Source organism: Sulfitobacter sp. DSM 110093, from assembly GCF_022788715.1.
Lineage (GTDB): Bacteria > Pseudomonadota > Alphaproteobacteria > Rhodobacterales > Rhodobacteraceae > Sulfitobacter.
Genome location: NZ_CP085167.1, coordinates 1,408,637 through 1,435,198, shown reverse-complemented (window position 1 = coordinate 1,435,198; position 26,562 = coordinate 1,408,637). Strand labels below are relative to the sequence as shown.

The 26,562-nt window shown below is 60.4% G+C and carries 27 protein-coding genes; 8 read left to right on the top strand and 19 right to left on the bottom strand.

Going from position 1 to position 26,562, the window contains the following annotated elements; translation table 11 throughout:
- Positions 1–90 precede the first annotated feature (90 nt).
- Genes trmFO through gluQRS form a run of 3 tightly spaced genes read left to right on the top strand, consistent with a single transcriptional unit; the run spans position 91 to position 2,953 of the window.
- Positions 91–1,431: a methylenetetrahydrofolate--tRNA-(uracil(54)-C(5))-methyltransferase (FADH(2)-oxidizing) TrmFO gene (gene trmFO / locus DSM110093_RS06935; RefSeq protein WP_243267332.1), complete on the top strand. Its 1,341-nt coding sequence runs from the start codon at positions 91–93 to the stop codon at positions 1,429–1,431.
- Between the two features lie 53 nt (positions 1,432–1,484).
- Positions 1,485–2,099: a methyltransferase domain-containing protein gene (locus DSM110093_RS06930; protein WP_243267331.1), complete on the top strand. Its 615-nt coding sequence runs from the start codon at positions 1,485–1,487 to the stop codon at positions 2,097–2,099.
- Complete coding sequence (gluQRS, locus tag DSM110093_RS06925) at positions 2,096–2,953, top strand: tRNA glutamyl-Q(34) synthetase GluQRS (RefSeq protein ID WP_243267330.1); 858 nt, start codon at positions 2,096–2,098, stop codon at positions 2,951–2,953. The genes DSM110093_RS06930 and gluQRS overlap by 4 nt, the downstream gene beginning before the upstream one ends.
- 9 nt (positions 2,954–2,962) lie before the next feature.
- On the opposite strand, the gene hisI is transcribed toward gluQRS, so the two are convergent.
- Positions 2,963–3,322: a phosphoribosyl-AMP cyclohydrolase gene (hisI, locus tag DSM110093_RS06920; RefSeq protein ID WP_243267329.1), complete on the bottom strand. Its 360-nt coding sequence runs from the start codon at positions 3,320–3,322 to the stop codon at positions 2,963–2,965.
- 74 nt (positions 3,323–3,396) lie between these two features.
- On the opposite strand from hisI, the gene DSM110093_RS06915 reads away from it, so the two are divergent.
- Positions 3,397–3,858 carry an iron-sulfur cluster assembly scaffold protein gene (locus tag DSM110093_RS06915; RefSeq protein WP_243267327.1) on the top strand — a complete coding sequence of 154 codons (462 nt, stop codon included), beginning with the start codon at positions 3,397–3,399 and terminating at the stop codon, positions 3,856–3,858.
- Positions 3,859–4,079: 221 nt separating this feature from the next.
- Here the strand turns inward: DSM110093_RS06915 and DSM110093_RS20880 are convergent, their stop codons facing one another.
- The 5 genes from DSM110093_RS20880 to DSM110093_RS06895 form a co-directional block, all read right to left on the bottom strand.
- Positions 4,080–4,208, bottom strand: coding sequence for a hypothetical protein (locus tag DSM110093_RS20880; protein ID WP_276326633.1), 129 nt, complete (start codon positions 4,206–4,208; stop codon positions 4,080–4,082).
- Positions 4,209–4,307: 99 nt separating this feature from the next.
- Positions 4,308–6,398 (bottom strand): ATP-dependent DNA helicase RecG, encoded by a 2,091-nt coding sequence (recG, locus tag DSM110093_RS06910; protein WP_243267325.1) that lies wholly within the window; start codon positions 6,396–6,398, stop codon positions 4,308–4,310.
- Positions 6,395–8,515, bottom strand: coding sequence for an NAD-dependent DNA ligase LigA (gene ligA, locus DSM110093_RS06905; RefSeq protein ID WP_243267323.1), 2,121 nt, complete (start codon positions 8,513–8,515; stop codon positions 6,395–6,397). The genes recG and ligA overlap by 4 nt, the downstream gene beginning before the upstream one ends.
- 86 nt (positions 8,516–8,601) lie before the next feature.
- The gene (locus DSM110093_RS06900) at positions 8,602–9,309 is read right to left on the bottom strand and encodes a response regulator transcription factor CtrA (protein WP_067626480.1); all 708 of its coding nucleotides are present in this window, start codon (positions 9,307–9,309) and stop codon (positions 8,602–8,604) included.
- A 93-nt stretch (positions 9,310–9,402) separates the two neighbouring features.
- Positions 9,403–9,681, bottom strand: coding sequence for a DUF1153 domain-containing protein (locus DSM110093_RS06895; RefSeq protein WP_067939991.1), 279 nt, complete (start codon positions 9,679–9,681; stop codon positions 9,403–9,405).
- A 120-nt stretch (positions 9,682–9,801) separates the two neighbouring features.
- On the opposite strand from DSM110093_RS06895, the gene mnmA reads away from it, so the two are divergent.
- On the top strand, positions 9,802–10,944 hold the full coding sequence (gene mnmA, locus DSM110093_RS06890; RefSeq protein ID WP_243267322.1) for a tRNA 2-thiouridine(34) synthase MnmA: 1,143 nt from the start codon (positions 9,802–9,804) through the stop codon (positions 10,942–10,944).
- 7 nt (positions 10,945–10,951) lie between these two features.
- Here mnmA and lpxB read toward each other — a convergent pair whose 3' ends face one another.
- The 13 genes from lpxB to pyrH form a co-directional block, all read right to left on the bottom strand.
- Positions 10,952–12,103: a lipid-A-disaccharide synthase gene (lpxB, locus tag DSM110093_RS06885; protein ID WP_243267320.1), complete on the bottom strand. Its 1,152-nt coding sequence runs from the start codon at positions 12,101–12,103 to the stop codon at positions 10,952–10,954.
- On the bottom strand, positions 12,100–12,900 hold the full coding sequence (gene lpxI, locus DSM110093_RS06880) for a UDP-2,3-diacylglucosamine diphosphatase LpxI (protein WP_243267319.1): 801 nt from the start codon (positions 12,898–12,900) through the stop codon (positions 12,100–12,102). Before lpxI ends, lpxB begins: the two co-directional genes overlap by 4 nt.
- A complete protein-coding gene (lpxA, locus tag DSM110093_RS06875) occupies positions 12,897–13,679 on the bottom strand; it encodes an acyl-ACP--UDP-N-acetylglucosamine O-acyltransferase (protein WP_243267318.1) in 783 nt (260 codons plus the stop codon). Before lpxA ends, lpxI begins: the two co-directional genes overlap by 4 nt.
- Entirely contained in the window at positions 13,676–14,146 is a 471-nt protein-coding gene (gene fabZ, locus DSM110093_RS06870; protein ID WP_243267317.1) for a 3-hydroxyacyl-ACP dehydratase FabZ, read from the bottom strand. Before fabZ ends, lpxA begins: the two co-directional genes overlap by 4 nt.
- An 82-nt stretch (positions 14,147–14,228) precedes the next feature.
- A complete protein-coding gene (locus tag DSM110093_RS06865) occupies positions 14,229–14,813 on the bottom strand; it encodes an OmpH family outer membrane protein (protein WP_243267316.1) in 585 nt (194 codons plus the stop codon).
- 4 nt (positions 14,814–14,817) lie between these two features.
- Positions 14,818–17,151: an outer membrane protein assembly factor BamA gene (gene bamA / locus DSM110093_RS06860; RefSeq protein ID WP_243267314.1), complete on the bottom strand. Its 2,334-nt coding sequence runs from the start codon at positions 17,149–17,151 to the stop codon at positions 14,818–14,820.
- Between the two features lie 194 nt (positions 17,152–17,345).
- A complete protein-coding gene (locus DSM110093_RS20875) occupies positions 17,346–17,471 on the bottom strand; it encodes a hypothetical protein (protein WP_279290856.1) in 126 nt (41 codons plus the stop codon).
- Positions 17,472–17,646: 175 nt separating this feature from the next.
- Complete coding sequence (gene rseP, locus DSM110093_RS06855; protein WP_243267313.1) at positions 17,647–18,999, bottom strand: RIP metalloprotease RseP; 1,353 nt, start codon at positions 18,997–18,999, stop codon at positions 17,647–17,649.
- A gap of 4 nt (positions 19,000–19,003) precedes the next feature.
- Entirely contained in the window at positions 19,004–20,185 is a 1,182-nt protein-coding gene (gene dxr / locus DSM110093_RS06850; RefSeq protein WP_243267311.1) for a 1-deoxy-D-xylulose-5-phosphate reductoisomerase, read from the bottom strand.
- A gap of 6 nt (positions 20,186–20,191) precedes the next feature.
- Entirely contained in the window at positions 20,192–20,983 is a 792-nt protein-coding gene (locus DSM110093_RS06845; protein WP_243267309.1) for a phosphatidate cytidylyltransferase, read from the bottom strand.
- Between the two features lie 11 nt (positions 20,984–20,994).
- Positions 20,995–21,732: a polyprenyl diphosphate synthase gene (gene uppS / locus DSM110093_RS06840; RefSeq protein ID WP_243267308.1), complete on the bottom strand. Its 738-nt coding sequence runs from the start codon at positions 21,730–21,732 to the stop codon at positions 20,995–20,997.
- Positions 21,733–21,779: 47 nt separating this feature from the next.
- Positions 21,780–22,346: a ribosome recycling factor gene (gene frr / locus DSM110093_RS06835; RefSeq protein WP_243267306.1), complete on the bottom strand. Its 567-nt coding sequence runs from the start codon at positions 22,344–22,346 to the stop codon at positions 21,780–21,782.
- A 173-nt stretch (positions 22,347–22,519) separates the two neighbouring features.
- Complete coding sequence (gene pyrH, locus DSM110093_RS06830; RefSeq protein ID WP_243267305.1) at positions 22,520–23,245, bottom strand: UMP kinase; 726 nt, start codon at positions 23,243–23,245, stop codon at positions 22,520–22,522.
- Between the two features lie 130 nt (positions 23,246–23,375).
- Here pyrH and miaA point away from each other — a divergent pair, with 130 nt between their 5' ends.
- The 3 genes from miaA (at position 23,376) to DSM110093_RS06815 (ending at position 26,551) form a co-directional block, all read left to right on the top strand.
- The gene (gene miaA / locus DSM110093_RS06825; protein ID WP_243267303.1) at positions 23,376–24,266 is read left to right on the top strand and encodes a tRNA (adenosine(37)-N6)-dimethylallyltransferase MiaA; all 891 of its coding nucleotides are present in this window, start codon (positions 23,376–23,378) and stop codon (positions 24,264–24,266) included.
- A gap of 100 nt (positions 24,267–24,366) precedes the next feature.
- Entirely contained in the window at positions 24,367–25,143 is a 777-nt protein-coding gene (locus DSM110093_RS06820; protein ID WP_243267302.1) for a helix-turn-helix transcriptional regulator, read from the top strand.
- A gap of 319 nt (positions 25,144–25,462) precedes the next feature.
- The gene (locus tag DSM110093_RS06815) at positions 25,463–26,551 is read left to right on the top strand and encodes an ABC transporter permease (protein ID WP_243267301.1); all 1,089 of its coding nucleotides are present in this window, start codon (positions 25,463–25,465) and stop codon (positions 26,549–26,551) included.
- The last annotated feature ends 11 nt before the right edge of the window (positions 26,552–26,562 follow it).

The window sequence follows — 26,562 nt, the reverse complement described above, 5'->3', positions numbered from 1 at the left end:
ATCACATCTGTAGCCCTTGCTTACAGCGTTGTTTGGCCCAGCCTGCTCTTGCAGGTTGCGCGCGCTGCTGCCCTGCCCTACATCGCCCTCATGACAGATACATTGCACATCATCGGCGGCGGCATGGCCGGATCAGAGGCCGCCTGGCAGGCCGCACAAGCGGGCGTAAAGGTGGTCATCCACGAAATGCGCCCAAAGGTCGAAACCTTTGCCCACCAGACCGGGCTGTTGGGCGAAATGGTATGCTCCAACTCCTTCCGCTCGGACGATGACGAGCAAAACGCCGTGGGCCTGCTGCATTGGGAAATGCGCGCCGCAAACGGGCTGATCATGGCCTGCGCTGATAAAAACCGCCTCCCCGCTGGTGGCGCGCTGGCCGTTGATCGTGATCCCTTCGCGCAGACCGTCACCGACACGCTGCTCGCGCACCCCAATATCACCGTCGAATATGGCGAGATCACCGAACTGCCAAAAGACGGCAAATGGATCATCGCCACCGGCCCGCTGACCTCTGGCGCACTGGCCGAGGCTATCGCCGCCGAAACCGGGGCCGAAGCACTGGCATTCTTCGACGCCATTGCGCCCATCGTCTATTTCGACAGCATCGACATGTCACAGGCATGGATGCAGTCCCGTTATGATAAGGGCGAAACCGAGGAAGAGCGCACTGCCTACCTCAACTGCCCGATGGACAAGCAGCAATACGACGATTTCATCGACGCGCTGCTTGAGGCTGACAAAACAGAATTCCGCGAAGGTGAAACCGCCGGCTACTTTGACGGCTGCCTGCCCATCGAAGTCATGGCCGAACGCGGTCGCGAGACCCTGCGCCATGGCCCGATGAAGCCGGTTGGCCTAACCAATCCACACCAGCCCGACATAAAAGCCCATGCCGTGGTGCAACTGCGCCGCGACAACAAGCTGGGCACGCTTTACAACATCGTCGGCTTTCAGACCAAAATGAAGTACGGCGCGCAAACTGATGTTTTCAAACGCATACCGGGGCTCGAGAACGCACGTTTCGCCCGTCTCGGCGGCATTCACCGCAACTCTTTCATCAACTCGCCCACGTTACTTGACGACCAAATGCGCCTGCGCAGCCAGCCCAACATCCGCTTTGCTGGGCAGATCACCGGCGTTGAAGGCTATGTTGAAAGCGCCGCGATGGGGATGCTCGCAGGCCGTATGGCTGCGGCTGAGATCAACGGCAGCAATCTGCCCACCCCGCCTGACAGCACCGCTATGGGTGCGCTGATCACCCACATCACTGGCGGCGCAGATGCCAAGACCTTCCAGCCGATGAACGTGAATTTCGGCCTCTTCCCCCCCGTTGAAGGGCTCAAGTCTGGCCGTCGCGGGCGCAAAGACCGCTACAAAGCCTATACTGACCGCGCAAAAGCAGAATGGCAGAATTGGCTTAATCAAGGTTAACTCTGGTCGGGTTAAGACTGGACCCTTCGTGCCATCCCCCATACTCTAGGGGGATGACACAACATTATTTCGACAAGGCCTATGCGGCACGCGACACCGAAGTCATCCGCAGCCTCTACAACGAATGGGCAAGCAGCTACGACGACGACATTACAGCGCAGGGCTATGCTACCCCCGAACGCGCCGCTGTCACGCTTGCGGAGTTTCTCGATGACAAAGATCTGCCGATTTTCGACATCGGATGTGGTACCGGGCTGTCTGGTGCAGCCCTTAAACACGTCGGCTTTACCACGATTGACGGGGGCGATGTCTCGGCTGCGATGCTGGCCGAGTCACGAAAAAAAGACATTTACCGCAACCTCTTAGAGCTTGAAGTTGACGCGCCGCTTCCATTCGAGCCCGGCGCTTATGATGCAATTAGCGCCATTGGGGTAATCGGCCCCGGCGCCGCGCCAATTTCCTTGTTCGATACGCTGATGCATGGATTAGGAAAGGGCGGCAAACTTCTGTTTTCGCTAAATGAAAAAGCGCTGGAGGATCGCGGCGCACTGGGCATGATCCATGAATGGACCGACTGTGGCGCAGCGATTTTGCTCCATGCCGAAGAAGGCGCGCATTTGCCCGGCATCAACATGAAGTCTACCGTCTATCTGATTGAAAAGAATTGAATCTTACAACCAGATTTGCCCCATCTCCGACCGGCCCATTACATCTTGGCCACGCCTATTCCGCGCTTTTGGCACATGATTTGGCCCAAGTGGCGGGCGGCAGCTTTCTTTTACGCATCGAAGATATCGACCAATCCCGCGCCCGCCCGGAATGGGAAGCGCAGATTTACCAAGACCTCGACTGGCTCGGCATAGACTGGGCACGCCCGGTAATGCGGCAATCAGACCGGATGGAGAGCTACCGCGCCGCGCTTGATGATCTCTGGACGCGCGGCTTGCTTTACGCCTGCACCTGTAACCGCCGTGACATCGCCGCAGCCACCAGCGCCCCACAAGAAGGCGCAGCGCCGATCATCGGCCCTGATGGCATCATCTACCCCGGCACCTGCCGCGCCGCAGGCCACCACCGTGAGACTGGCGCGCTGCGGCTAGATATGGCCAAGGCATTGGAAGCGCTCAGCAACACACCGCTCACCTTTCTGGAGAATGGCCACGGCCCCAATGGCGAAACCGGCCTGCAAACGATTTCCCCCGATCAGCTTATTACAACTGTTGGTGACGTGGTACTGGCCCGGCGCGACATGGGCACATCCTATCATCTATCTGTGGTGCTGGATGACGCGGCACAGAAAGTTACGCTGGTCCCACGGGGGGCCGATCTGTTTGAGGCCACCCAAATCCATGTTGTGCTACAGGCTTTGTTGGGCCTGCCCAAGCCGTGCTACCACCACCACCGTTTAATCCGCGATGAAGCTGGCAAGAGGCTTGCCAAACGCGACGACGCCCGCGCCATCGCGCTCTATCGCGAGAACGGCATCACACCGCGGGAAATTCGTGATATGGTAGGCCTTTAGAAGCCACCCTTAATCCATCGGCTTCATCAGTTCGACCTCTTGGCCATCCTGAATACCAGTGTAGAAACAACTGCGCCGCCCGGTGTGACAGGCGGGCCCGCTTTGGTTTACCATGACCAGCAAGCAATCACGGTCGCAATCCAACCGCATCTCAACGAGCTCCTGAACGTTCCCGCTGGTTTCGCCCTTCACCCAGAACGCCTGCCGTGAGCGGCTCCAGTAAGTCACCTTGCAGGTTTCCAACGTGCGCGCGATGCTTTCCGCATTCATCCATGCCAGCATCAGCACCTCATGGGTCTGAGCGTCCTGAGCAATCGCCGGGATCAGGCCCGCATCGTTGAATTGAAGGCTTGCAGGATCAAAAGTCATCGGGCACCTCGTGGAAATATTTGCATCTGCGTCAGCGGCGCTTATGTAGGGTTTCAGCACGAAAAGGAACAGCCATGTCGGATGAGACGGACCTCATCAAGCTCTACTCTGCGCGTATCTTGGCGCTTGCAGCAGAGATCCCCCATCTGGGCCGCATGGACGACCCTCAGGCCAGCGTCAAACGCCGCTCGCCGCTCTGTGGCTCGACCGTGACGGTTGATGTGCGCGTGCAGGATGGGCATTTGGCCGAAATGAAGCAGGATGTGAAAGCCTGTGCTTTAGGCCAAGCTGCCGCCGCCGTTGTCGGCGCTGCGGCACCCGGAAGTTCATTTACGCAGATCACAACAGCCCGCGATCAGTTGCGCGTCATGCTGAAAGGCGAAGGCCCCGTGCCGGACGCGCCCTTTGACGGTTTCGAAGTGCTCACCCCTGCCACGGCTTATAAAAACCGCCACGCGTCCATTATGCTCAGCATCGAAGCATTGACCGAGGCGATGCAACAGGCCGTAGCCCCCGTTGAAGCGGGCGAGCGTTAAGTAGAGCGCCACTCAGCTGCGAACCTACCCTTGCAGGCTCTCTGCGGCCTTCCTCAGCCCCCAAAGCCAAAAAAAACGCCGCACATCCTAAAAGGGATGGCGGCGTCAGTAGGCGTAACTCATGTGGGACCCACTTTGCCAAAGGCCGATGCGGACAGGCAAATCGGTGCATCAAATTGGGACGGATGCAGGCAAAGCGGCATGAGAGCCTTAGGCAGAACTCAGATAAAAGCGGGCAGATGCAGACCAACGACCAGCATCACGATCAAAGCGGCGGCCCCTGCTGCATCCTGCAACAACGTGGCCTGTGACCTAAGAGCGATAGATTTCAGCGTAGTGTAAGTCATCATCGGTACCTCCCTATCTTTGTTGCTCCTTTGTTCTCATTTTCAGCCTCACCTGTAAAGAACTTTCTGAGAACATTAGCGAACAAAAAGCGCAATAAGGTTCTAACCAACTGATATTAAACGGATCGCCTCATCCTGCCGCATCAGCCATAGCAGCAGCCTGACCGCCTTGCCGCGCGGCCCTTCAAGGGTTGGGTCATCCGTCAAAAGCTTGCGGGCATCCGATTGCGCCACCGCCATCAGCGCTGCCTGACGTTCCAGATCCGCCACCCGAAAGCGCGGCACACCCGATTGCGCAGTGCCGATCAAATCTCCCGTGCCGCGCATCTTTAGGTCCGTCTCTGCGATGACAAACCCATCTTCCGACTCGCGCAGCACTTCCAACCGCTGACGGCCCGTCTCGCTTAAAGGTGCCTGATACATCAACAGACAGGTCGAAGCCCCTTCGCCGCGCCCGACACGCCCCCGCAACTGGTGCAACTGAGCGAGGCCGAAAATCTCGGCGCGTTCTACCACCATAATCGTCGCATTGGGCACGTCGACGCCCACTTCGATCACCGTGGTGGCGACCAACACCTTGGTTTCGCCCGCCTGAAAGGCCCGCATCGCCGCATCCTTGTCGGCTGGTGGCATTTGCCCGTGTACCAGACCGACCACCCCCTCGCCCAAGGCTGCCCGGAGCCGTTTAAACCGGTCTTCTGCCGCCGTCAGATCACTGACCTCGCTTTCCTCTACCAGCGGGCAAACCCAGTAGCACTGCCGCCCCTCTTCGATGGCGTGGCGCATACGGTCGATGACCTCATCCATGCGTCCGGTCGAAACAAGCGCGGTGCGAATGGGCTGTCGTCCCGGTGGTTTCTCGTCGAGAACCGAGACATCCATATCGCCATATTGCGCCAGTGCCAGACTGCGCGGGATCGGCGTGGCGGTCATCACCAGTACATCGGCCAGCCGCCCCTTGCGCCCCAATTCCAGCCGTTGGCGTACGCCGAAACGGTGCTGTTCATCGACCACCGCAAGTCGCAGATCGCCAAAGCTTACGTCAGCTTGAAAAACAGCGTGGGTGCCGACGAGGATCTGAATATCGCCCCGCTCCAACGCGGCGAGTTTGGCCCGCCGCTCCGCGCCCTTGTCTCGGCCAGTCAAAATTTCCAGCACCACGCCTGCCTGTTCCGCGAGCGGTTGCAACCCCATAAGATGCTGACGTGCAAGGATTTCTGTCGGCGCCATCAATACCGCTTGGCCGCCTGCCTCTACCGCGCGAAGCAGTGCCATGAAGGCAACCAATGTCTTGCCCGCGCCCACATCGCCTTGCAAAAGCCGGTTCATCCGGGTGTCGAGCGCCATGTCGGCGGTGATTTCTTCAATGGCACGGCGCTGTGCCCCAGTGGGGCTGTAGGGCAGCGATTTCAGGACCCGTTGCTGCAAGCGCCCGTCGCCAAGACTTGCCCGCCCCTTTTTGCGTCGCTCATTCTGCCGGGCGAGGGCCAAGGTCACTTGATGGGCGAGCAATTCGTCATAGGCCAACCGCTCCCGCGCGGGCGCCGTGGCGGTGAGGTCTTCGGCGTTCTGCGGATCATGCGCGGCCTCGGCGGCAGTGGCGAAATCGGGCCAACCGGCCTGCGCCACCTGCCCCGGATCGGCCCATTCGGCCACCGCTGGCAGGCGAGTCAGCGCACCGCGGGTGGCCTTGTACATCAGCTTTTGCGTCAAGCCTGAGGTGAGCGGATACACCGGCTCGAAGTCCGGAATGCTGCTGGCCTCTTCCTCTGGCACGGCAAAATCGGGATGGACCATCTGCGCCATCCCATCAAAAAACTCGACCCGACCCGAGACAATGCGGCGGCTGCCTTCGGGCAATTGCCGCTGCCAATAATCGCCGCGCGCGTGGAAATAGACCAGTTGAAAACTGGTCTGCGCGTCCTCGACCGTGATGCGGTAAGCGCCGCCTTTGCTGCGTGCCGGACGGTGCGCGCCGATGGTGACGGCCACGGTGAGTGTCGCAGGCAGATGCGCGTCCTTCACACTGTCGCGAAGGCGGCGGTCGATACCGGAATGTGGCAGGGTAAAGATCAGATCACGCGGCGCCTGGATGCCTAACTGGCCCAGCAACTGCGCTGTCTTTGGCCCCACCCCTTCGAGCGTTTCGAGCCCCGCAAAAAGCGGGAAAAGCTGTTCCGGTCTGCCGCTCATTTGCCTTCGATCAAGGCGAGCCAGCCATCTTCATCCATCGTCTCGACCCCTAGATCGGCGGCCTTCTTGGCCTTGGACCCCGCCCCCGGCCCGGCGACCAGAATATCGGTTTTGCCGCTGACCGAGCCTGAGACCTTGGCCCCCAAACGCTCCGCTCGGGCCTTGGCCTCAGCCCGGCTCATCTTCTCCAAAGTGCCGGTAAAGACGACGGTCTTGCCTGCGACAGGGCTGCCTTCGGTATCGGGGCGTTCCGCCGGAATCACGGTCAGATGCGCCACCAACCGGTCGATTGAGGCGCGCTCTGCCTCTTGCGCGAAGGCCGAGACCAGCGAGCCCGCCATGACGCTGCCGACACCATCGACGCCGATCAGATCATCCCAAGCAGGGCCGTCGAGCCCGCGCGCCTCGGCCATGGCAGCCTCAAAACTGTCCCAATCGCCGTAGTGCAGCGCGATCAGGCTCGACGCCGCCTCGCCCACATGGCGGATTCCAAGGGCAAAAATCAGACGCGCCATGGGTATTTCACGGCGATCTTCGATGGCTTGAAACAGGTTATCCGCCGATTTCGGCCCCCAGCCTTCGCGGTTTTTCAACTGCTGCACGCCGGTGCCGTAACGCTCTTTCAAGGTGAAAATATCCGCAGGCTCCGCGATCCAACCGTCATGGTAAAACTGTTCGACCTGCTTGGCCCCCAGACCGTCGATATCAAATGCCTTGCGGCTGACGAAATGGATAAGCTTTTCAACGGCCTGCGCCGGGCAGATCAACCCGCCGGTGCAGCGCCGCACCGCATCGCCCGGCTCCCGGATCGCATCCGACCCGCATTCCGGGCAGGTGGTGGGAAAAACGAAGGGCGCCGCATCCTCGGGGCGTTTGGATAGGTCAACATCCGCCACTTTTGGAATCACATCGCCCGCGCGGTAGATTTGCACCCAATCGCCAACGCGCACGTCTTTGCCACCCCGGATCTCAGCACCCTTGCTGTCGAGTCCTTTGATGTAATCCTCATTGTGCAGCGTCGCGTTGGAGACGACGACCCCGCCCACTGTGACCGGCTGCAACCGCGCCACAGGGGACAGCGCCCCGGTGCGGCCAACCTGAATGTCGATACCTTCCAGCCGTGTCCAAGCCAGTTCAGCCGCGAATTTATGCGCGATCGCCCAGCGGGGGGTGGTCGAGCGAAAGCCGAGGCGTTCCTGTAGGGCGAGGTCATCTACCTTGTAGACCACTCCATCGATATCATAGCCAAGCGTGGCGCGCTGCGCTTCGATCTGCTCATAATGGGTTACCATGTCGCTGGGACCATCACAAAGCGCAGTCAGCGGGTTGGTGGAAAACCCCAGATCCGCCAACCGGTCGATCGCGCCCTTTTGCGTTTCGGCCAGCGGGGTAGAGAGCGCGCCCCAAGCATAGGCAAAGAACCGAAGCGGACGCGCACGGGTGATTTCCGCATCAAGCTGCCGCAACGATCCGGCGGCGGCGTTGCGCGGATTGGCAAAGGTCTTGCCGCCCGTTTCTGATTGCCGCGCGTTCAGCGCCGCGAAATCGGCATGGCTCATATAGACTTCGCCGCGCACTTCCAGCAGGTCCGGCGCGTTCTTTAACTTTTGCGGGATGTTTTCAATGGTGCGGGCGTTGGCGGTAACATTTTCGCCCACCGCCCCATCGCCCCGCGTGGCGGCCTGCACCAGCACACCCTTTTCGTAGCGCAGGGACAGCGACAGCCCGTCGATCTTGGGCTCGGCCGTATAGGCCAGTGGCGCATCCGACCCCAGCCCAAGGTACTTGCGAATCCGGGCGTCGAACTCAGTGACTTCCTCGGCGTCGAAAGCATTGGCGAGCGAGAGCATCGGCACCGCATGCCGCACCTTGCCGAACCCTTCGGCGACCGGCGCGCCGACTTGCTCTGACGGGCTGTCAGCGCGCTTGATGTCGGGGAAGCGCGCTTCGATCGCGGCATTGCGCCGTTTGAGCGCGTCATAGTCCGCGTCGGAAATTTCTGGTGCATCTTCCGTATGATAGGCGGTGTTCGCCTCGTTCAGCACCTCGGCCAGCCGGGCCAGCTCCGTCTCTGCCTGCGCTTTGGTCAGCGCTTCAACCTCGATCTGGGATGTCACGATCTGCCCCCGATATTGTCACCTGTGGCTTAGATAGGTGGCGATCAGGGGCAGGTCTAGCGATTTCAGGTCCGGTTGATGTCAGATCAGGCGCTGGCGGCCAGATCCATCTGCGCCGGTTCGGGATCGCGCAGCACATAGCCCCGGCCCCAGACAGTTTCGATATAGCTCTCTCCGCCTGTGGCTTGGCTGAGCTTTTTGCGCAGCTTGCAGATAAAAACATCGATGATCTTCAGTTCAGGCTCATCCATGCCACCATAGAGGTGGTTGAGAAACATTTCTTTGGTCAGGGTCGTCCCCTTGCGCAGGCTCAGCAGTTCCAGCATCTGATATTCTTTACCGGTCAAATGCACGGGGCTGTCGTTAACGCTGACAGTCTTGGCATCAAGGTTCACGGCGACTTGCCCCGTCTCAATCACCGATTGGGAATGGCCCTTGGAACGGCGGATGATGGCGTGGATCCGGGCCACCAATTCTTCGCGGTGAAACGGTTTGGTCAAATAATCGTCGGCACCAAATCCAAATCCCCTGAGTTTATTTTCCGTATCGTCGGACCCCGACAGGATCAGGATCGGCGTTTCAATCCGCGCCAGCCGCAATTGGCGCAGCACATCATGGCCGTTCATATCCGGCAGATCGAGGTCGAGCAGGATCAAATCATAGTCATAGAGCTTGGCCAGATCGATTCCCTCTTCGCCTAGGTCGGTGGCATAGACGTTAAGATTCGCATGGGTCAGCATGAGTTCAATACTGCGAGAGGTCGTCGGGTCATCTTCAACTAACAATACACGCATTCGGTTTCTCCGGCTCATCTAGGACGATTGGCTAATCTTGAGCAAAAAAGGTTAACTACCCGTTACCGATACTAGATAGGCTAGCTTGACAACTTAAAGTTGTCTATACTTTTTCAAGGCAGTGGCCTTCAGCGCGGCCTCTCCATGCTCTGTAACCGCATGCAACCATTCCATAAATTCGTCATCGCTAATGCCATAACGCTCCAGCGCTTCGGATTGGGTGATCAGCCCATAGACCACCCCCCGCACCACCGCCGCCTTGCGCGAGGCGACCCACCTTCGCGTATCTGCACCGGGCAAATCGGCGCGGGACATCACGCTCCCGTCAGCGAGGGTAACAGACCGTGGCCCATCGACTTTTTTCAGGTACATCGCATCATCCGCCATTGTTCTGGCGGCCAATAACCCCCATCTGCCTTAACGCGGCGTGAAGCCTGCCCTTGTGACTAGGTAGGATTTTCCTATATTCGCGCACAAACTCCGGAGAGACCCATGGCCCTTGATCAGACCCCGCCGCTCAATTCGCTTGGCTTTGCCAAGGCACCTGCCGACACGCGGGTCGTCGTGGCGATGTCGGGTGGTGTGGACAGTTCCGTTGTGGCGGCCATGCTCGCCGACGAAGGTTATGACGTCGTGGGCGTGACCCTGCAGCTTTACGATCACGGCGCCGCGCTGGCCAAAAAAGGTGCCTGCTGCGCGGGCGTCGACATTCAGGACGCCCGCCGCGTGGCCGAAGAGATGGGCTTCCCGCATTACGTGCTGGACTATGAGAACGTCTTTAAGGACGCCGTGATAGATGAATTCGCCGACAGCTACCTCGGCGGTGCCACACCTGTGCCCTGCATCCGTTGCAACGAGCGGGTCAAGTTCAAGGACTTGCTGGAAACCGCCAAGGATCTGGAGGCCGATTGCATGGCTACCGGTCATTACATCCAGCGCAAGATGGGCGAGAACGGGCCAGAGCTACACGCCGCCGCCGACGGCAACCGCGACCAAAGCTATTTCCTCTTCTCCACCACCGAAGAGCAGCTTTCCTACCTGCGCTTCCCGCTGGGCCACCTGCCCAGCAAGGATGACACCCGTGCGCTGGCGGCGAAATACGGGCTGGTTGTGGCCGACAAACCCGATAGCCAAGACATTTGTTTCGTTCCCAATGGCGATTATGCTGCCGTGATTCGCAAGCTGCGCCCCGAAGCCGCCGATCCGGGCAATATCGTTGATACCGACGGCAATGTGCTGGCGAAACATGAAGGTGTGATCCACTACACCATCGGCCAGCGCCGGGGTTTGGGCATCGGCGGTCTGGCCGATCCGCTTTATGTGGTAAAGTTGGATGCCGATCGCAAAGAGGTCGTCGTCGGCCCGAAATCAATGCTCGCCACGCGGAAAATTCCGGTGCGTGAGATCAACTGGCTGGGGGATGAGCCGCTCACCTCGCGGTCAGAGTGGAACATCGCCGTGCGCGTGCGCTCCACCCGTCCGCCGCGCGATGCGATCCTGCGTCCGATCAGTGCGACCGAGGCCGAGGTTGAACTGCTGACTGCCGAGGAAGGCGTGTCACCGGGTCAGGCTTGTGTGTTCTATGATCCTGAAAGCACGCGCATCTTTGGCGGCGGCTGGATCTACCGGGGCTAAGCCTCCCCTACAGCCGCGCCAAAACCGCGCGCGCGGCCCGCAGGCCCGGCGCCTCACCACCCCGCCCCAAGCGCTGCATGGTCAGCGCCATCGCGTCCTTTTGTGCGCCCGGTGCCCGCAACACCTGCAAAACACCTTCGGCAATCGGTCCGGGGCGGCAGTTGGCGCCGATGAACTCCGGCACCACGCGAGTCTCTGAGACCAGATTGACCAATGTCACCGTATCAACGCGCAGCATTCGTCCGATGATCTGACGGCTGATCCAGTTCATGTCATAGGCGATGACCATTGGCGTGTTCACCGCGGCCAATTCCAGCGACACGGTGCCGGACGCTGCCAACGCCACATCCGCCGCGCGGAAGGCGGCGCGTTTGGTGGCGGTGAACTCTTCTGACGCCATATCACGCGGGTCCAGCACCAGCGGGTTGCCCGCCCAATTGCGCGTCACCTGTTTGACCAGAGCGGCCACCGGACTTGCCGCAGGAACCACGACGCGCAAGGACGGCTCTGCCTCGACCAGCCGCGCGACGACCTGCTGGAACACTGGCGCCAGCCGCGTGACCTCGCCTCGGCGCGAGCCGGGCAAAGCCAGCAGCAGCGGCGCATCGGCAAGACGGTGTTCGGCGCGGAAGGCCGCAGCGGCGGCGTCATCGGCCACAGGCTCGGCCACCACCGGGTGCCCCACGAAATCACAGGCCATACCCGCCGCTTCCATATAGGGCGGCTCAAAGGGGAAAAGCGCCAGCACATGATCGACCGAACGGGCCATCTTCTCGGCCCGGCCGGGGCGCCATGCCCAGACGGTTGGGGCCACGTAATGCACTGTTCTGATGTCGGATTTCTCTTTCACCTTACGCGCCACGCGCAATGAGAAATCGGGGCTGTCGATGGTGATGAGCACATCGGGTTTCGTCTCGACCACCGTCTGCGCCGTCTCATTGATCCGGGCCATCAACGCGCGGTATTTCGGCAGGATCTCGGCCAGCCCCATGACGCTGAGCTCGTCCATGTCAAAGCGGCTTTCCAACCCCTGCGCCATCATCATCGGCCCGCCGATGCCGTCGAAGGTCACCTCCGGGCAAAGCTCTTTCAGCCCCGTCATGAGCGCACCGCCCAACCGGTCACCGGAAGGCTCGCCTGCCAGAATGAACACTTTCACGCCGCGTCCCCCTCTCGGACCCAAAGCACCAGCCCCAGTTCATCGGCCAGCGCCACACAGGCGTCACGCTCCAGCAGCATTACGCCGCCTGCCTTGACCACCACGCCCGCCAGCCCTGCCGCATGGGCGGCGCGCAGTGTGTCGGGGCCGATGGTGGGCAGATCAATCTCGCGGATTTGCCCGGTTTTCGGACCTTTGCAGAGCACCGCTCGCGCATCACGCACCGCTTCCGGCAAGGTCGTCAGCAAATGATCCGTGCCTCCGATGGTCTCAACCCCGTACACCTGTTCGCGCCCAATCACGCAGGCCTGCCCGATGTCGAGCGTGGCCAGACTATCGAGCACGGCAGCACCACGCGCGGCATCCCGGCGCATTTGCTCATCGGGCAACTCCCGCGACAGCACGCCACTATCGGCCAGCAGGTCGGGCACCAATTCATCGGCCCCGACCACCCGCAGGCCATGATCTTCGAAAATCGTCTTGATCACCTCAAGCGCACCATTATCACCCGCTGCCAGTGCCAGTTTGAACTGCGGCACCAAGGGCGCTGTGCGCATATCCAACTTCGCGGGATCAAGCGTTGGCCGGTCGATTGCGCCGCACAGACAAACCTCGCGGATGCCCACCCCCAAAAGATGCGCCAAAAGGCTGCCCAGCGTCTCCAACCGAAAGGTCAGATCCGCCTTTAGCCCATCCGGCGCACAGCCCTCATAAGCACAGACCAACGGCGGCACGTCCTGCGCTGCCGCCACCCGTGCGGGCAAGCCACCGCGTCCGGCGATCAGCGCAAGGCTCATTTCGGCGTCAGGAAATGGCGGCCCGTGTCGGCCATGACGAAATCGACGATCTGGCGGACGTAATCGCTTTGGGTTTCTTCGCCCAAACGCCGCGCCCGGTCCGAGAATGTCCCCTCGCCCTGCGCCAGCATCTGGAACGCGGCCCTGAGCGCCGTGATGTCGCTACGTGCCACACCGGCGCGCTTCAACCCGACAAGGTTCAACCCGTCAAGATCACCGCGCGGCGCTTGCACAAGGCCGTAGGGGATCACGTCGTTCGTCACCATCGTCACCGCGCCAATGATCGCGCCCTGCCCGATGCGCACCCATTGGTGGATGCCCGACAGACCGCCGATGATGACGTCATCCTCAAGCACACAGTGGCCCGCGACAGCGGCGGAATTCACCACGATCACCCGGTCGCCCACAATCGCGTCATGCGCGATGTGACAGCCCGCCATGAACAGCCCGTCGTCGCCCACACGCGTCACGCCGCCACCGCCTTCGGTGCCGCAGTTCATGGTGACATGCTCGCGGATGCGGTTGCGTTCGCCAATGACCAGACGGCTGGCTTCGCCCTTGAATTTCAAGTCCTGCGGAATCTCACCGATCACCGCGAAGGGGAAAATCACCGTGCCTGCGCCAACCTCGGTCTGGCCGGTGACGATCACATGGGATTTCAGCTCCACATCCGCCTTCAGCACAACCTGTGACCCAACCACGCAGAAAGGGCCAACCTTGGCCGAAGGGTCGATCTGTGCCCCCTCTTCGATAACAGCACTGGGGTGGATATTACTCATACCGCGTCCTGCGGCAGGTCCAACATCGCCATGAACTCGGCCTCGGCGGCCATTTCACCATCAACGGTGGCCACACCGCCGAATTTCCAGATCTTCGCACCCGGCTTGCCGCGCAGGGTTTTCAGGTCCATCCGCAGCACATCGCCAGGGCCGACCTTGCGGCGGAACTTACATTTGTCGATCGACATGAAATAGATCAGCATGTCGCGGTCCTGCATGCCAAGGGCGGTGCCCACCATCACGCCTGCCGTCTGGGCCATCGCCTCAACAATGGTGACGCCCGGCATGATCGGCGTGCCGGGGAAATGGCCCTGAAAATGCGGCTCGTTCATGGTGACGTTTTTATAGCCGACAGCACTTTCGGTGCCCTTGATCTCTTCGACCTTGTCGACCAGCAAAAACGGGTAGCGGTGCGGCAGGATGCGCTGGATCAACTGGATATCGGCGCGCAGCAGCTCTTCGGTCATGGACTGTCCTTTGTGTCAGAAGGTTGCTGAATGGCTACCAATTCGGACGGCTGGGGGCAAGCATCCCCCGGCGCCCTGCCGCTCAGTCGGCCTCGGTCAGGCCATCGCCAATGGTCTCATCCAACAGCGAAATCGCCTGATCCGTCACCTCAATCGCCGAGGACGAGACAAAGACGCGCCGGCGTTCAAGAATGACAGCCGCGTCGGAATTGCGCATCAACTGTTCCATTACGGGGGCTGCGGCAGCAAGGAAACGGTCCCGCTCTAGGTCGAGTGCTTCGCTCAGCGCTCGGTTTTTTGAGGCCTGCTCTGCTCGGGTACGCTGCACCTTTTCATCAAAGGCATCTGCCAAAACCCGGAACGCCGCTGGCGTCATCTGGGTGCGTTTTTCGGTAAGCTCACGCTCTTCGGCTTCCAGCTCGGCTTCGATCTCTCGATTTTCGGTGGCCAATTGCTCGCTTTGGGCTTCGATCTCGCGGGAAACCCGGCTGCCGAAAGCGCTATCGCGGAACAGGCGTTCTGAATCGATGGTCAGAACCGGGCTGATCACGCCCTGCGCGTTGCCGCTAGCTGCGTTCTGCTGTGTCTCTGGCGCAGGGGCCTGTTGCGCCTGGCCGGGGGTGACCCCGGCCAGCATCATCACGAAGGGGATGAATGCGCGATACATGGTCTTAGAACGTGGTCCGCAATGTGACCTCAAAGCTTTGCTCTTTGTCAAAGCTCTCTTTCTTCAGCGCGTCAGAGACGTTGAACTGAAGCGGGCCAAGCGGTGTATCCCAGTAGACTGAAAAACCGACCACATGGCGGTAAGAGCCCCCTTCGCCGACGATCGAACCGCCCGTCGTGTCCACATCACTCAGGTCCCACAGGTTGCCCACGTCGTAAAAGACGCCGCCGCTGATGCCATATTCTTCGGGCAGCCCCAGTGGGAACTCAGCCTCGAAACGGGCCACGGCGAAAAAGTTACCGCCAAGTGCATCGTCAACGCCGTTGCTCTGGTCACGCGGGCCAATCCCGCCCGGCTCAAAGCCGCGCATGATGGAAGGGCCAAGGATGAAACGGTCAACCGCACGGTTGGTGCCGCTGTTCCAAGCCAGCGCCCCACCTTCGAGCGTGGCACGAAGAGTTACTTCTTCGTTAAAGATACGCTTCTCGGCGCCAAACTTGGCCGAAGTCTTGATGAACTCATTATCACCGCCAAGACCCGCGAAATCCTGACCGAACTCGAACAAGATACCCTGCGTTGGGTCCAGTCCAGTGCGGCGGGTGTCATAGGTATAGGTATAGCCCACCGAGGAGGAGAACAGCGCGCCTGCGTCGATCTCGTTGGCGATGGTGGCGCTGTTATCTTCGTCATCACGTTCCAGCATCTCGATGCCTTCATACGTGTAGCGCGCGGACAGACGGCCATTCTCGCTCACCGGGAAGGTCAGGCTGGGCTGGAATAGCAAACGCTCAGTGTCGTAGCTGGTGTAGGACGAATTGGTTTCAGCATAGTCAAGCTTGAGACCAAGCGCCACATCACGGCCAAGGAAACGCGGCTCGACAAATGTCACACCATAGCGTGTAGCATCTTCGGCGGTGGAGATCGACAGGCTCAGCTTCTGGCCACGGCCAAGAAAGTTATCCTCTTGAAAGCTGACCGCGACACCAAAACCGTCGTTGTTCGAGAAGGAGCCGCCGAAGTTCAGCGAGCCGGTGGGCTTTTCTTCTACGTCTACATCGATCACGACCTGCTCAGGGCTGGAGCCCTGACGGGCGTTAACCTCTGCTGTCTCAAAGTATTGCAGCGCGCGGATGCGTTCCGCCGATTGGCGAATCTCACGCGGGTTGAACGGGTCACCCTCCACGCTGTCGAACTCGCGGCGGATCACGCGGTCAAGCGTGGTGGTGTTGCCTTCGATGTCGATCCGCTCAACAAAGATGCGCTCGCCACGGGACAGCTTGTAGGTCACGTTCAGCGACAGGTCGCGGTCATTGCGGTCGATCACCGGCTCAACACGTAGGAAATCCACACCATCGCGGATCGCTTGGCGTTCGATCCGGGCGATGTCATTCTCGATCAATGTCGGGGAATAGATCACACCCGGGCGGATTTTCAGAAGGTCACGATAGACCGCAGCATTCAGCCCCGGCACTTCGGATTCAAGCGACACAGAACCAAAGCGGAACTGCTGCCCCTCGGTGATGTTATAGGCGACAAAGACGCCATCACGCTCTTCGGTCAGTTCGGCATTGACCGCTTCGGTGCGCATATCGACATAGCCACGCGAAAGATAGAAATCGCGCAACATCTGCTTGTCGGCCTCAACCCGGCCTTCGACATAGGTGTCACGCTTGACCAAGCGGCGGAATAGGCCCGCCTGTTTGGTGCCCAAAACGCGGCGCAGACGACGATCGGAATAGATACGGTTGCCGACAAAGCTCAGGCGCTCGATCTCGACGTTGTCGCCCTCGAAAATTTCAAAGACCAGATCGACGCGGTTTTGATCGCGGCGGATGATGCGTGGCTGCACACGGGCCGACAGACGGCCTTCGTTGCTATAGGCCTCAGCGATCGCGGCGGCGTCTTGCTCGGCTTGGCCGGGGTTGAACACCCGGCGCTCGGTTGAGCCGATCAATTCGGCCAGCATCTCATCTTTGATGCGGCGGTTGCCCTCAAAGCTTACCCGGTTCAGCGTCGGCAGTTCCACCACCGAAATCACCAGCGTGCCGCCCTGCGGCTCGATGGAGACGGATTCGAACAGGCCCGAGTTTTGCAGGTTCTGGTAGGCGTCGTTTAACTGCCCGCCCGAAACGGCCTGCCCCCGCCCGATGCCAGCCCGGCGCAGAATGGCGCTATCGCCGATCCGCTCGTTGCCTTCAATCACGACTGTATTGAACTGATATTGCTGCGCCTGCGCTTCGCTGCCCGGCACAAGCCACGCGACGGACAACATGACACAAAGCGATGCGCCCCGAAGGGTCCTGCCAACATTGCTGCGCTGCGCCCATTCGATGGGCATTCTGCCCTCGTTCCTCAGTCCCATTACACCGACCCGTTTTTTGCGACATTAATTGTCAACCTGACTACGCAGGTTAACGGGGTTTGTCAAAAGCAACGGCGGTAAAAATATACCATATCATGCGGCAACATGGGCAGGAATGACATCATAGGCGGGCAAAGGGCAGGATTGTCCGATTTGCCGCGATCGGACGGTCACAAAGAGGCGACAAATGCACCGGCAGAGAGGGCAGCGGCGATCGCCGCACCAAAAAACGCACGGTCCCAGTTCAGGTCCAGCAAAAGGCTTAGGCCGCGGGTTGATCCTTGAATCAAGTGCATCTTCGGTTCCTTCTCGATGAAGGATAATTTTACCAGAGCATTGCGGCAGGAGTGTGTTCAAATATGGCCATTTGAAGGCAAGTCGCAGACCTGCCCGTCGGCGTTAATAATAACCCTGCCCCTTTGGGGCAAAATAGACCCTGCCCCAAAGGGGCAAGGTTCTCGCAACTACCGCTTATGGGCAGAACAAATCGTTCCCAAGCGCAAAGAGCATCAAGGTCAGGACCAGCGTAATGCCGAGGGTCATCAAAAACCGCAGCGCGCCATCGCTGGGCGGTTTGCCTGTCACAGCTTCATAGGCATAAAAGACCAAATGCCCCCCGTCCAAAGCCGGGATCGGGAACAGGTTCAGCAACCCGACCGCCGTGCTCAGCACCGCGATGAAGTAGATAAATGACTGCGCCCCTTGGCTGGCCATCGCGCCCGAAGTTTGAGCGATGCCCACTGGGCCGCTCAGATTACAGGTGCTGATATTGCCGACAATCATCTCACGTAGCCCCGAGATGGACCCTTTGATGATCTGCCACGTATTGCCTATCCCAGTGCTCAGCGCCTCGCCCACGCCGGGCGTATCGGTCGCAGGCACAAAGGCCATGCCGCCAACGATGCCAATGCGCAGGTTCTGCTTAAAGCTGCCGTCAGGCTGCGGCTCATCCGTGGCTTTGGGAACAAGGGTGAACTCCAGCGTCTCGCCATCCCGCCAAACCGTAAGCTGCTGCGCTGCACCTTCCGATGCCTCAACAACCTCTTTCAATTCACCAAAGGCTACGATTTCTTGGCCGTTCACGGCTGTAATCACATCACCACCACGGAGCCCCGCTTCTTGGGCCGCCGATTGCGGCGCTACGTTGCTGACCAGCGGCGGCATCAGATAAGGGCCGGGCACCGTCAGTTCCGCATCATCGCGGGTGATGTCATAGCTCAGCACCGACTTCTGCGGCAGGTTCGTCAGAAAATCATTATAGCCTTCACCTGCAGCCAATGATGGCAGCGGCGTGCCTTCGACCGCACGCAGCACATCGCCCGGTTCCAACTCATATGCCGCATTCGGCAGATCGCGCAGCTCGCCCACGGTGAGCGGATCACGGGCGGTGCCCGCGGTCATCGCCACGGCGAAAAAGATGATGATCGACAGGGCGAAGTTGAACACCGGCCCAGCCGCCACGGTCAGCGCGCGGGCATAAAGCGGCGCACCATGCATCGTGTGGCGCAGCGCTTCGGGGTCTTCGGCCAGCGCCTCCATCGCGGTTTCGTCCTTGCCCGACGCGGCATTAGAATCGCCCGCGAATTTCACATAGCCGCCAAAGGGCAGCAGCGCGAACTGCCAGCGCGTGCCGCGCTTATCCATGCGAGAAAACAGCACCGGGCCGAACCCGAGGCTGAAGACATCCGCCTTGATCCCGGTCCAGCGGCCAACGATGTAATGGCCGTATTCGTGGATCGCCACGATCACCGAAAGCGCCACGACAAAAGCCAATATTGTCCAGATCAGCCCGCCGAATTCCGGCAATAACCCCATGATGTCCAACGTGCTACCCTGCCTTTTTTTGAATTGCGGCCTTAGCAGCCTTACGTGCGAGATGGTCGGCTTGGCCCACCAAATCAAGTGTCATATCGTCGCTGCCCCGGCCCAGCGATGCGTCAGCGGCGCGCGCCTCCAACACCTCTTCGACGATCTCGGCCATTTCGGTAAAGCGCAACTGCCCGGCGATGAAGCTATCGAGCGCCACCTCCTTGGCCGCGTTAAAGACCGCACCCATGAGTCCACCTGCCGCCATAACCTCCCGCGCGAGCCGCAGTGCGGGCCAGCGGGCGTCGTCGGGCGCGGTAAAATCGAACCGTCCAATCTTGGTCAAGTCCAGCCGCTCCACCGGCAAAGGGGCCCGCTGCGGGTGGTGCAGCGCATAGCCGATCGCATGGCGCATGTCAGGCGGGCCGACATGGGCCATCAGCCCACCGTCGCAAAACCCCACAAGCGCATGGATCATCGACTGCGGGTGCACCAGCACTTCGATAGTCTCAGGCGATACGCCGAAAAACTCCCGCGTCTCAATGACTTCCATCGCCTTGTTAAACATCGAGGCCGAGTCGATGGTGATCCGCTGCCCCATGTCCCAGTTGGGATGGCTTGAGGCTTGATCGAGCGTCGCATTGGCCAGGTCCGCAAGCGGCCAATCGCGAAATGCGCCGCCGCTGGCGGTGATGATGACGCGCTCAACGGCGGCCATATCTTCGCCGACCAGCGCTTGAAAAACGGCGGAATGTTCGCTGTCGACCGGCAGGATCGTGGCGCCATTGCGCTTGGCCTCGCCCATGATCAGCGCCCCGGCGCAAACGAGCGATTCCTTATTGGCCAATGCCAGTGTGCCGCCTTGGCGCAGGGCGGCCATCCCCGGTGCCAGCCCCGCCGCGCCGATGATCGCGGACATGGTCCAATCAGCAGGGCGGGATGCCGCCTCGGTAATCGCCGCGGACCCTGCCGCTGCTTCAATCCCGCTGCCGCTCAGCGCATCGCGCAGATCGTCCAACAGGTCTTCGCGGGCGGTAACCGCGACCTCGGCCTTCAGCGCTTTCGCGTCCTCTGCCAGTTGGGCAATATTGCCCGCGCCGGTCAGCGCCACCACGTCATAGCTGTCAGGCGCGCGCCGGATCAGATCAATCGTGTTCTGACCGATGGACCCGGTCGCCCCCAGTATCGAAATTTTGCGTGGCATGGCGGGTTAATTCAGGCCCGGAGGGAAGCCGATCAACGGCCCGACAATCAGCAAGAACACCGCAGCGCCCAGCATCCCGTCGAAACGATCCAACAGACCGCCATGGCCGGGGATCAGGGCCGAGCTGTCTTTGACGCCCATTTTGCGCTTCATGCCCGATTCCGCCATATCGCCCATCTGCGAGGCCATCGACAGCGCCACCGAGATGCCGACGAGTTGGAAACCAAAGCCTGTGTTGAAGGAAAAGATCAGTCCGACAACCGCCGCTCCGACCCAGCCCGAGGCGGTGCCGGACCATGTTTTCTTGGGGCTGACCTTGGGCCAGAACTTTGGCCCGCCAATGGCGCGACCGGCGAAATAGCCCACCACATCGGTGACCACGACCACCAGCACCAGCCACATCAGCCAGCCAAAGCCCATGTCATCGCGCAGTTGGATCAGGCCAAAGCCCGCCAGTAGGATCATCGCAGTAAAGCTCATGTAGAGCGTGCGGTTCGCGGTCAGCAGGGCAAAACCCAAAAGCGCGGGCGCCAGCAGCAGCGGCAGGCCAAAGCCTACCGGGAGATAGACCGACGCCAGCACAGCCGCGCCCGTTACCAGCCCAAGCTGCCAAGAGGCCGCCTGACCGGGGCCGCGCAACATGCCGACAAGTTCCCAAACCATCAGACCGCAGACCAGCGCCACCAAAAGGTGAAAGGCAACGCCCCCCAACCAGATGCCCAGAAGACCGATCAGGATCATCGCACTGGCGGACAGCATCCGCGCGCGGAGGTCGGACCATTGTTCAGGTGATTTCATCGCACGTCTCCTCAGGTCTTGACCGCACCGAACCGCCTGTCGCGCCCGCCATAGGCGGCGCAGAGCCGGGCAAATTCCTCGCGGGTGAAATCCGGCCACAGCGTGTCGATGAACTCATATTCCGCATAGGCCGACTGCCACAGCAGAAAGTTCGAAATCCGCGCCTCGCCGCTGGTGCGGATCACCAGATCGGGGTCGGGCAGCACATGGGTATCGAGGTAGCGCGGCAGGGTCTCTTCGTCCACGCTGTCAGGGTCAAGTTTGCCACTGGCGACATCTTGGGCCAAACGATGCGTGGCACGGGCCACCTCGTCGCGGCCCCCATAATTCAGCGCAATCGTGAGGTTAATGCGGGTGTTATGCGCGGTGTGGGCCTCAAGTTCGCCCATCAACTTGATGAGCTTGTCATCCAGCCGGTCGCGGTCCCCGATGAACCGCACCCGCGCGCCATATTCGCTGAGACTGCGCATTTCTTTAGAAATATAACGCCGAAACAGAGACATAAGCCCCGCCACTTCGACCTGTGTGCGCTTCCAATTCTCGGTCGAGAAGGCAAAGATCGTCAGGTATTCCACCCCCACATCGGGGCAGGCCTCAACGATTTCGCGCACCCTCTTGGCACCGGCGTGGTGACCAAACAGCCGGGGCCGCCCGCGTTGGGTGGCCCAGCGGCCATTGCCGTCCATGATGATCGCCACATGGCGCGGCCCACCGGGAGCATTCTTAGGTTGAATTTCGGCGGTGCTCATGTTTCGGCCTTTTCTTTCAAGTGCTGTGTCCCTGCCCTAAGGCCGGATCAGACTTGCATGATTTCGGCCTGTTTCGTCTCAAGCTGGTCATCGATGAGGGTGATGAAGCGGTTGGTCAGGTCTTGCACTTCGCCTTCCCAGATTTTCTGGTCATCCTCGGACACCGTGCCGTCGTTCTTGGCTTTCTTAATCTGGTCCATCCCGTCGCGGCGGATGTTGCGGATCGAAACGCGGGCGTGTTCGGCGTACTGGCCCGCGACCTTGGTCAACTGGGTGCGGCGCTCTTCGTTCAGCTCGGGGATCGGCAGCATGATGATGGTGCCGTTCAGCTGCGGGTTGATGCCCAGACCGCTTTCGCGGATGGCCTTTTCAACCTTGCCGACCAGACCTTTGTCCCAAACGTTGATCGTCACCATGCGCGGCTCGGGCACGTTGACGGTGCCGACTTGGTTCACCGGGGTCATTTGGCCGTAAGCCTCGACCATCACCGGCTCCAGCATAGAGGCCGAGCCACGCCCTGTGCGCAGCGATGCGAACTCGGTCCGAAGCGACGCGATCGCGCCGTTCATCCGCCGTTCAAGATCATCGGTATCGAGCATAAATTCGTCTGACATGGCGAGCCTGCTTGTTGTTTCCTTGCGTTACGGCTTTCTAACGGTGGCGCGGCGCTTTCACAACTGCCCATTATTCCGCCACCCTGCGTCAGCCGCGCCCCCTTTGAAAGAGACGCGGCGGCCTCAGGCCGATCGCCCAGCCGTTGGACGATCCCCGCGCTGTGGTGCGCGTCTTAACCGACGCGGGTGTAAGTACCCTGCCCCGCCAAGATGCCTTGGAAGCCGCCCGGCTCATCCAGCGAGAAGACGATGATCGGCAGGTTGTTATCCCGCGCCAGCGCAATGGCAGAGGCGTCCATCACGCCAAGCCGCTTTTGCAGCACGTCGTCATAGCTCACCAGATCATAGCGTTTGGCATCGTCGAACTTGGCCGGGTCTTTGTCATAGACGCCATCGACCTTGGTGCCTTTAAAGATCGCCTCGCAAGACATCTCATTGGCGCGCAGGGTCGCGGCGGTGTCTGTAGTGAAATAGGGGTTGCCGGTGCCTGCGGCAAAGATGCAGACCCGCTTCTTCTCAAGGTGGCGTACGGCGCGGCGGCGGATATAGGGCTCGGCCACTTCATTCATCGTGATGGCGCTAATCACCCGCGTGTGAATGCCCAGACCTTCGAGCGCCGATTGCATCGCCAGTGCGTTCATCACCGTGGCCAGCATGCCCATGTAATCCGCCGTCGTCCGCTCCATTCCCTGTGCCGAGCCTTGCAGCCCGCGGAAAATGTTGCCGCCACCGATGACCATACAGATCTCGACACCCAGTGAATGCACCGTTTGCACTTCGCGGGCGATACGCTCAACGGTTGGCGGGTGCAGGCCATACCCGAGGTCACCCATCAGTGCCTCCCCGGAAATCTTTAGCATCACGCGGTTAAAGGAGACTTGGGGGGTGTCTTGGGACATCGGGCACACCTTATTATTTCACCAACCGAGGACGATTTGAGCCATACGGCGGCGAAGGGTTTTCATTTCGCGCCAAAATGTCGCAAATACGTCCAAGGTTCAATGCGCGGCGAGAGGAAGACGCAAAGAAATGCCGGATATTCCCAAGGCCCAGATGGATGCGCTACTGCAAGGGCTGCCCGTAGATCGCCCTGTGTTGATCGCCGGGCCAACCGCCAGCGGCAAATCTGCACTGGCACTCGCCATCGCAGAGGCGCAGGGCGGCGTGATCGTGAACGCCGATGCCAGTCAGGTCTATGCGCCCCTGCGCATCATCAGCGCCCGGCCCTCAGCCGAAGAAGAGGCCCGCGCGCCGCATCTACTCTATGGTCATCTGGCCGAGGATGCGCCCTATTCCACCGGCCATTGGCTGCGCGAGGTGGCCCCGCTGCTGGGCGGCGGTCAGCGGGTGATCATCACCGGCGGCACCGGGCTTTATTTCTCTGCCCTGACGCAGGGTTTGGCAAAAATTCCGGCGACCCCGCCAGAGGTCCGCACACAGGGTGATGAAATGGCGCTGGAGGATTTACTGGCGCAACTTGACGCCGACACCGCCGCAAACATCGACCCGCGCAATCGCGCGCGGGTGCAGCGCGCATGGGAGGTTTGGACCGCCACCGGGCGCGGCCTGTCGGACTGGCAGCGCGATACCGGCGCGCCGCTTTTGCCGTTTGCAGACTGTCTGCCCATCGTTTTCGATGTCGAACGGGATTGGCTGAACGCCCGCATCGCCCGACGCTTTGACCTGATGCTAGAGCACGGCGCACTTGAGGAAGTCGCCGCCCTGCGTCCGCGCTATGATCCGGCGCTCCCTGCACATCGCGCGATTGGCGTGCCGGAACTGATCCGCCACCTTGACGGCGATTGGCCGCTTCACCGCGCCCGCGAAGCGGCCGTGGTTGCCACCCGCCGCTTCGCCAAACGCCAGCGTACTTGGATGCGTAGCAAAATGGCAGATTGGCAGCGCGTGACGCCAGAATAGGATTAGACCCGCTCCAAACCCTTGCGTAATAGCGACCATCGGATAGCGTATCGTTGAAGTTTGGCCCCAAGGGGTTTTCAATTTTCAACGAAAGGCCCCTGTGCAACAGCCGCAGATACAGCTCCTCACTCTGGCGCAGCTTTCCGCTGGGCAGGAGTGGCGGCTGTCCCTTGCCCATGACCGCGACCACCATTTATTGATTTGGATCACCCGTGGTCAGGGGCGGCTTTTGCTTGATGGGCAGCGCCGGGGCTTGGGCGCCTATAACGCGCTCTGGATACCAGCGCGGTCACTCTTTGCGATGGAACTGGGCTTTCAATGTGTGGGCCATGCTGTCGTTATTCCCGAGAACACCAGATTACGTCTGCCGGATTTCCCGCGTCAGCTGCGCATCCGCGAGGTGCAGGCACAAGCCGAACTTTCGGCACTGATCGAACTTGCCCAGCGCGAATTGCATCAAGGCCGTCCCCTGCAACAAGACGCGCTCGAAGCGCAGGCAGCTTTGATGTCAGTTTGGCTGCACCGTCAGATCATGTCAGAGGACCATATCACCACCCGCCCAAACGCGGGCGCAAGGCTCAGCGCGCGGTTCTGCGCTTTGCTTGCCCAGCGCCATCCAAAGGGGGGAAGCATGGCCGATCACGCCGCCGAATTGGGTGTGACCCCCACCCATCTGACCCGAGCGGTAAAAGCCGCCACCGGGAAATCCGCCGCCGATCTGCTCAGCGAGCGCAGTTGTCACGCCGCCCGGCGCCTGTTGGGTGAAACCGATCAAACCGCCGCAGAAATCGCCGCATATCTGGGCTTTGGCTCCGCCGCTTACTTCACCCGGTTCATGCAACAACACAGCGGTCTGCCGCCCAGCAAACTGCGCTAAACACACCGAAGAGCGCGGCAAATGTCGCTTTCAGACCAAAGTCATGTCGCAAAAACCGCATCCAGCAAAACTACGAAATGTTGACGCGCGACCAATTTCCATGCCTCATGGTCGAACCGTTCTGCAAAGGGTCGGATAGTCGGCCAAGCGAATGAGGCTAAAAATGTCTTGCCTTAGGGCCATGCCGCCATAGCTCAACAAGGCGGCAAAAACTGCCGCCTCCAGTACCGGCGCTGTCATGGCGCCGCACGAATTAAAAAGGCCAAAAAGGCCGCATCGTCGGGCCAAGTCACCGCCCGACCCTGCTACAGGGGACCACATGGGACTATTTATTTTGCGCCGGCTGGGTGTGATGTTGCTGACGGCGCTGTGCCTGACGTTCATCGTATTCTGGCTGACCAATCTCTATCCGAACCTCGAAAAGCTTGCCAAGACCCAAGGCAACTTCCGCATGTCGGACGAGGCCGTTGCCAGCTACCTTGAAAGCCGCGGCTATCTGCAACCCACGGTCGATAAGTTCGGCGAATGGCTTGGCGTGTTGCCGGGCTGGGTGACGGAAGGTGAAACCCCCGACGAAACATTCGGCCGCTGTTTTGCCTCCGGCACCCCCGTAGAGGACCGCCCCACGCGCTGCGGCATCCTGCAAGGCGATTGGGGGTTTTCCACCGTCTTCAAAGAACCCGTCGGCGCAACCGTCCTGACCCGTCTCGCACTCACCGGCAAGTTGATGTTCTGGGTGCTGATGCTGATGGTCCCCTCGGCGCTGATCGTCGGTGTGCTGGCGGGGATGCGCGAAGGCTCCAAGCTTGACCGCTCGCTCTCGACCTTCTCCATCGCTACTACGGCGACGCCGGAATATGTCTCGGGCGTGATCTTCATCGCGGTACTGGCCTCCTCGCGTTTTGGCCTATCGCCGCTTCTGGCAGAATGGGGCTGGATCGACAGCAAGACGCTGTTTCTCGGCTCCGCCACCTCCGCCATGAAAGACGCGAATTTCTGGAACTTCTTCCTGCCGGTGCTGACCATCTCGCTTTATGGCATGGGCTATATCGCTCGGATGACGCGGGCCTCGATGACCGAGGTGATGACCGCGCAGTATATCCGCACAGCGCGGCTTAAGGGGGTGAAATTCTCGGAAATCGTGCTGAAGCACGCGCTGCGCAACGCACTGATCGCGCCCTTCACCGTCATCATGCTGCAAATCCCATGGCTGTTGAACGGTGTGGTGATTGTGGAGACGCTGTTCAACTACAAGGGCTTCGGCTGGCTGCTCGTTCAAGCGGCGGCGAACAACGACATCGAACTGCTGCTCGCTGTTTCGGTCGTTTCGGTGATCGTTGTCCTCGTGACGCAGCTGATCTCTGATATCGGCTACGTCTTCCTCAACCCGCGCATTCGGATTTCTTAAGGGAGCATGGA

What these genes read in the sequence shown, in the direction of transcription:
- frr (WP_243267306.1), bottom strand. Translation starts at nt 22,346, where the DNA reads ATGTCAGACGAATTTATGCTCGATACCGATGATCTTGAACGGCGGATG.
- dxr (WP_243267311.1), bottom strand. Translation starts at nt 20,185, where the DNA reads ATGCCACGCAAAATTTCGATACTGGGGGCGACCGGGTCCATCGGTCAG.
- DSM110093_RS06915 (WP_243267327.1), top strand. Translation starts at nt 3,397, where the DNA reads ATGTCGGATGAGACGGACCTCATCAAGCTCTACTCTGCGCGTATCTTG.
- miaA (WP_243267303.1), top strand. Translation starts at nt 23,376, where the DNA reads ATGCCGGATATTCCCAAGGCCCAGATGGATGCGCTACTGCAAGGGCTG.
- DSM110093_RS06865 (WP_243267316.1), bottom strand. Translation starts at nt 14,813, where the DNA reads ATGTATCGCGCATTCATCCCCTTCGTGATGATGCTGGCCGGGGTCACC.
- DSM110093_RS20880 (WP_276326633.1), bottom strand. Translation starts at nt 4,208, where the DNA reads ATGATGACTTACACTACGCTGAAATCTATCGCTCTTAGGTCACAGGCC.
- bamA (WP_243267314.1), bottom strand. Translation starts at nt 17,151, where the DNA reads ATGCCCATCGAATGGGCGCAGCGCAGCAATGTTGGCAGGACCCTTCGG.
- pyrH (WP_243267305.1), bottom strand. Translation starts at nt 23,245, where the DNA reads ATGTCCCAAGACACCCCCCAAGTCTCCTTTAACCGCGTGATGCTAAAG.
- recG (WP_243267325.1), bottom strand. Translation starts at nt 6,398, where the DNA reads ATGAGCGGCAGACCGGAACAGCTTTTCCCGCTTTTTGCGGGGCTCGAA.
- trmFO (WP_243267332.1), top strand. Translation starts at nt 91, where the DNA reads ATGACAGATACATTGCACATCATCGGCGGCGGCATGGCCGGATCAGAG.
- DSM110093_RS06895 (WP_067939991.1), bottom strand. Translation starts at nt 9,681, where the DNA reads ATGTACCTGAAAAAAGTCGATGGGCCACGGTCTGTTACCCTCGCTGAC.
- uppS (WP_243267308.1), bottom strand. Translation starts at nt 21,732, where the DNA reads ATGAGCACCGCCGAAATTCAACCTAAGAATGCTCCCGGTGGGCCGCGC.
- DSM110093_RS06815 (WP_243267301.1), top strand. Translation starts at nt 25,463, where the DNA reads ATGGGACTATTTATTTTGCGCCGGCTGGGTGTGATGTTGCTGACGGCG.
- DSM110093_RS20875 (WP_279290856.1), bottom strand. Translation starts at nt 17,471, where the DNA reads ATGCACTTGATTCAAGGATCAACCCGCGGCCTAAGCCTTTTGCTGGAC.
- DSM110093_RS06930 (WP_243267331.1), top strand. Translation starts at nt 1,485, where the DNA reads ATGACACAACATTATTTCGACAAGGCCTATGCGGCACGCGACACCGAA.
- lpxA (WP_243267318.1), bottom strand. Translation starts at nt 13,679, where the DNA reads ATGAGTAATATCCACCCCAGTGCTGTTATCGAAGAGGGGGCACAGATC.
- lpxI (WP_243267319.1), bottom strand. Translation starts at nt 12,900, where the DNA reads ATGAGCCTTGCGCTGATCGCCGGACGCGGTGGCTTGCCCGCACGGGTG.
- mnmA (WP_243267322.1), top strand. Translation starts at nt 9,802, where the DNA reads ATGGCCCTTGATCAGACCCCGCCGCTCAATTCGCTTGGCTTTGCCAAG.
- hisI (WP_243267329.1), bottom strand. Translation starts at nt 3,322, where the DNA reads ATGACTTTTGATCCTGCAAGCCTTCAATTCAACGATGCGGGCCTGATC.
- DSM110093_RS06845 (WP_243267309.1), bottom strand. Translation starts at nt 20,983, where the DNA reads ATGAAATCACCTGAACAATGGTCCGACCTCCGCGCGCGGATGCTGTCC.
- fabZ (WP_243267317.1), bottom strand. Translation starts at nt 14,146, where the DNA reads ATGACCGAAGAGCTGCTGCGCGCCGATATCCAGTTGATCCAGCGCATC.
- DSM110093_RS06900 (WP_067626480.1), bottom strand. Translation starts at nt 9,309, where the DNA reads ATGCGTGTATTGTTAGTTGAAGATGACCCGACGACCTCTCGCAGTATT.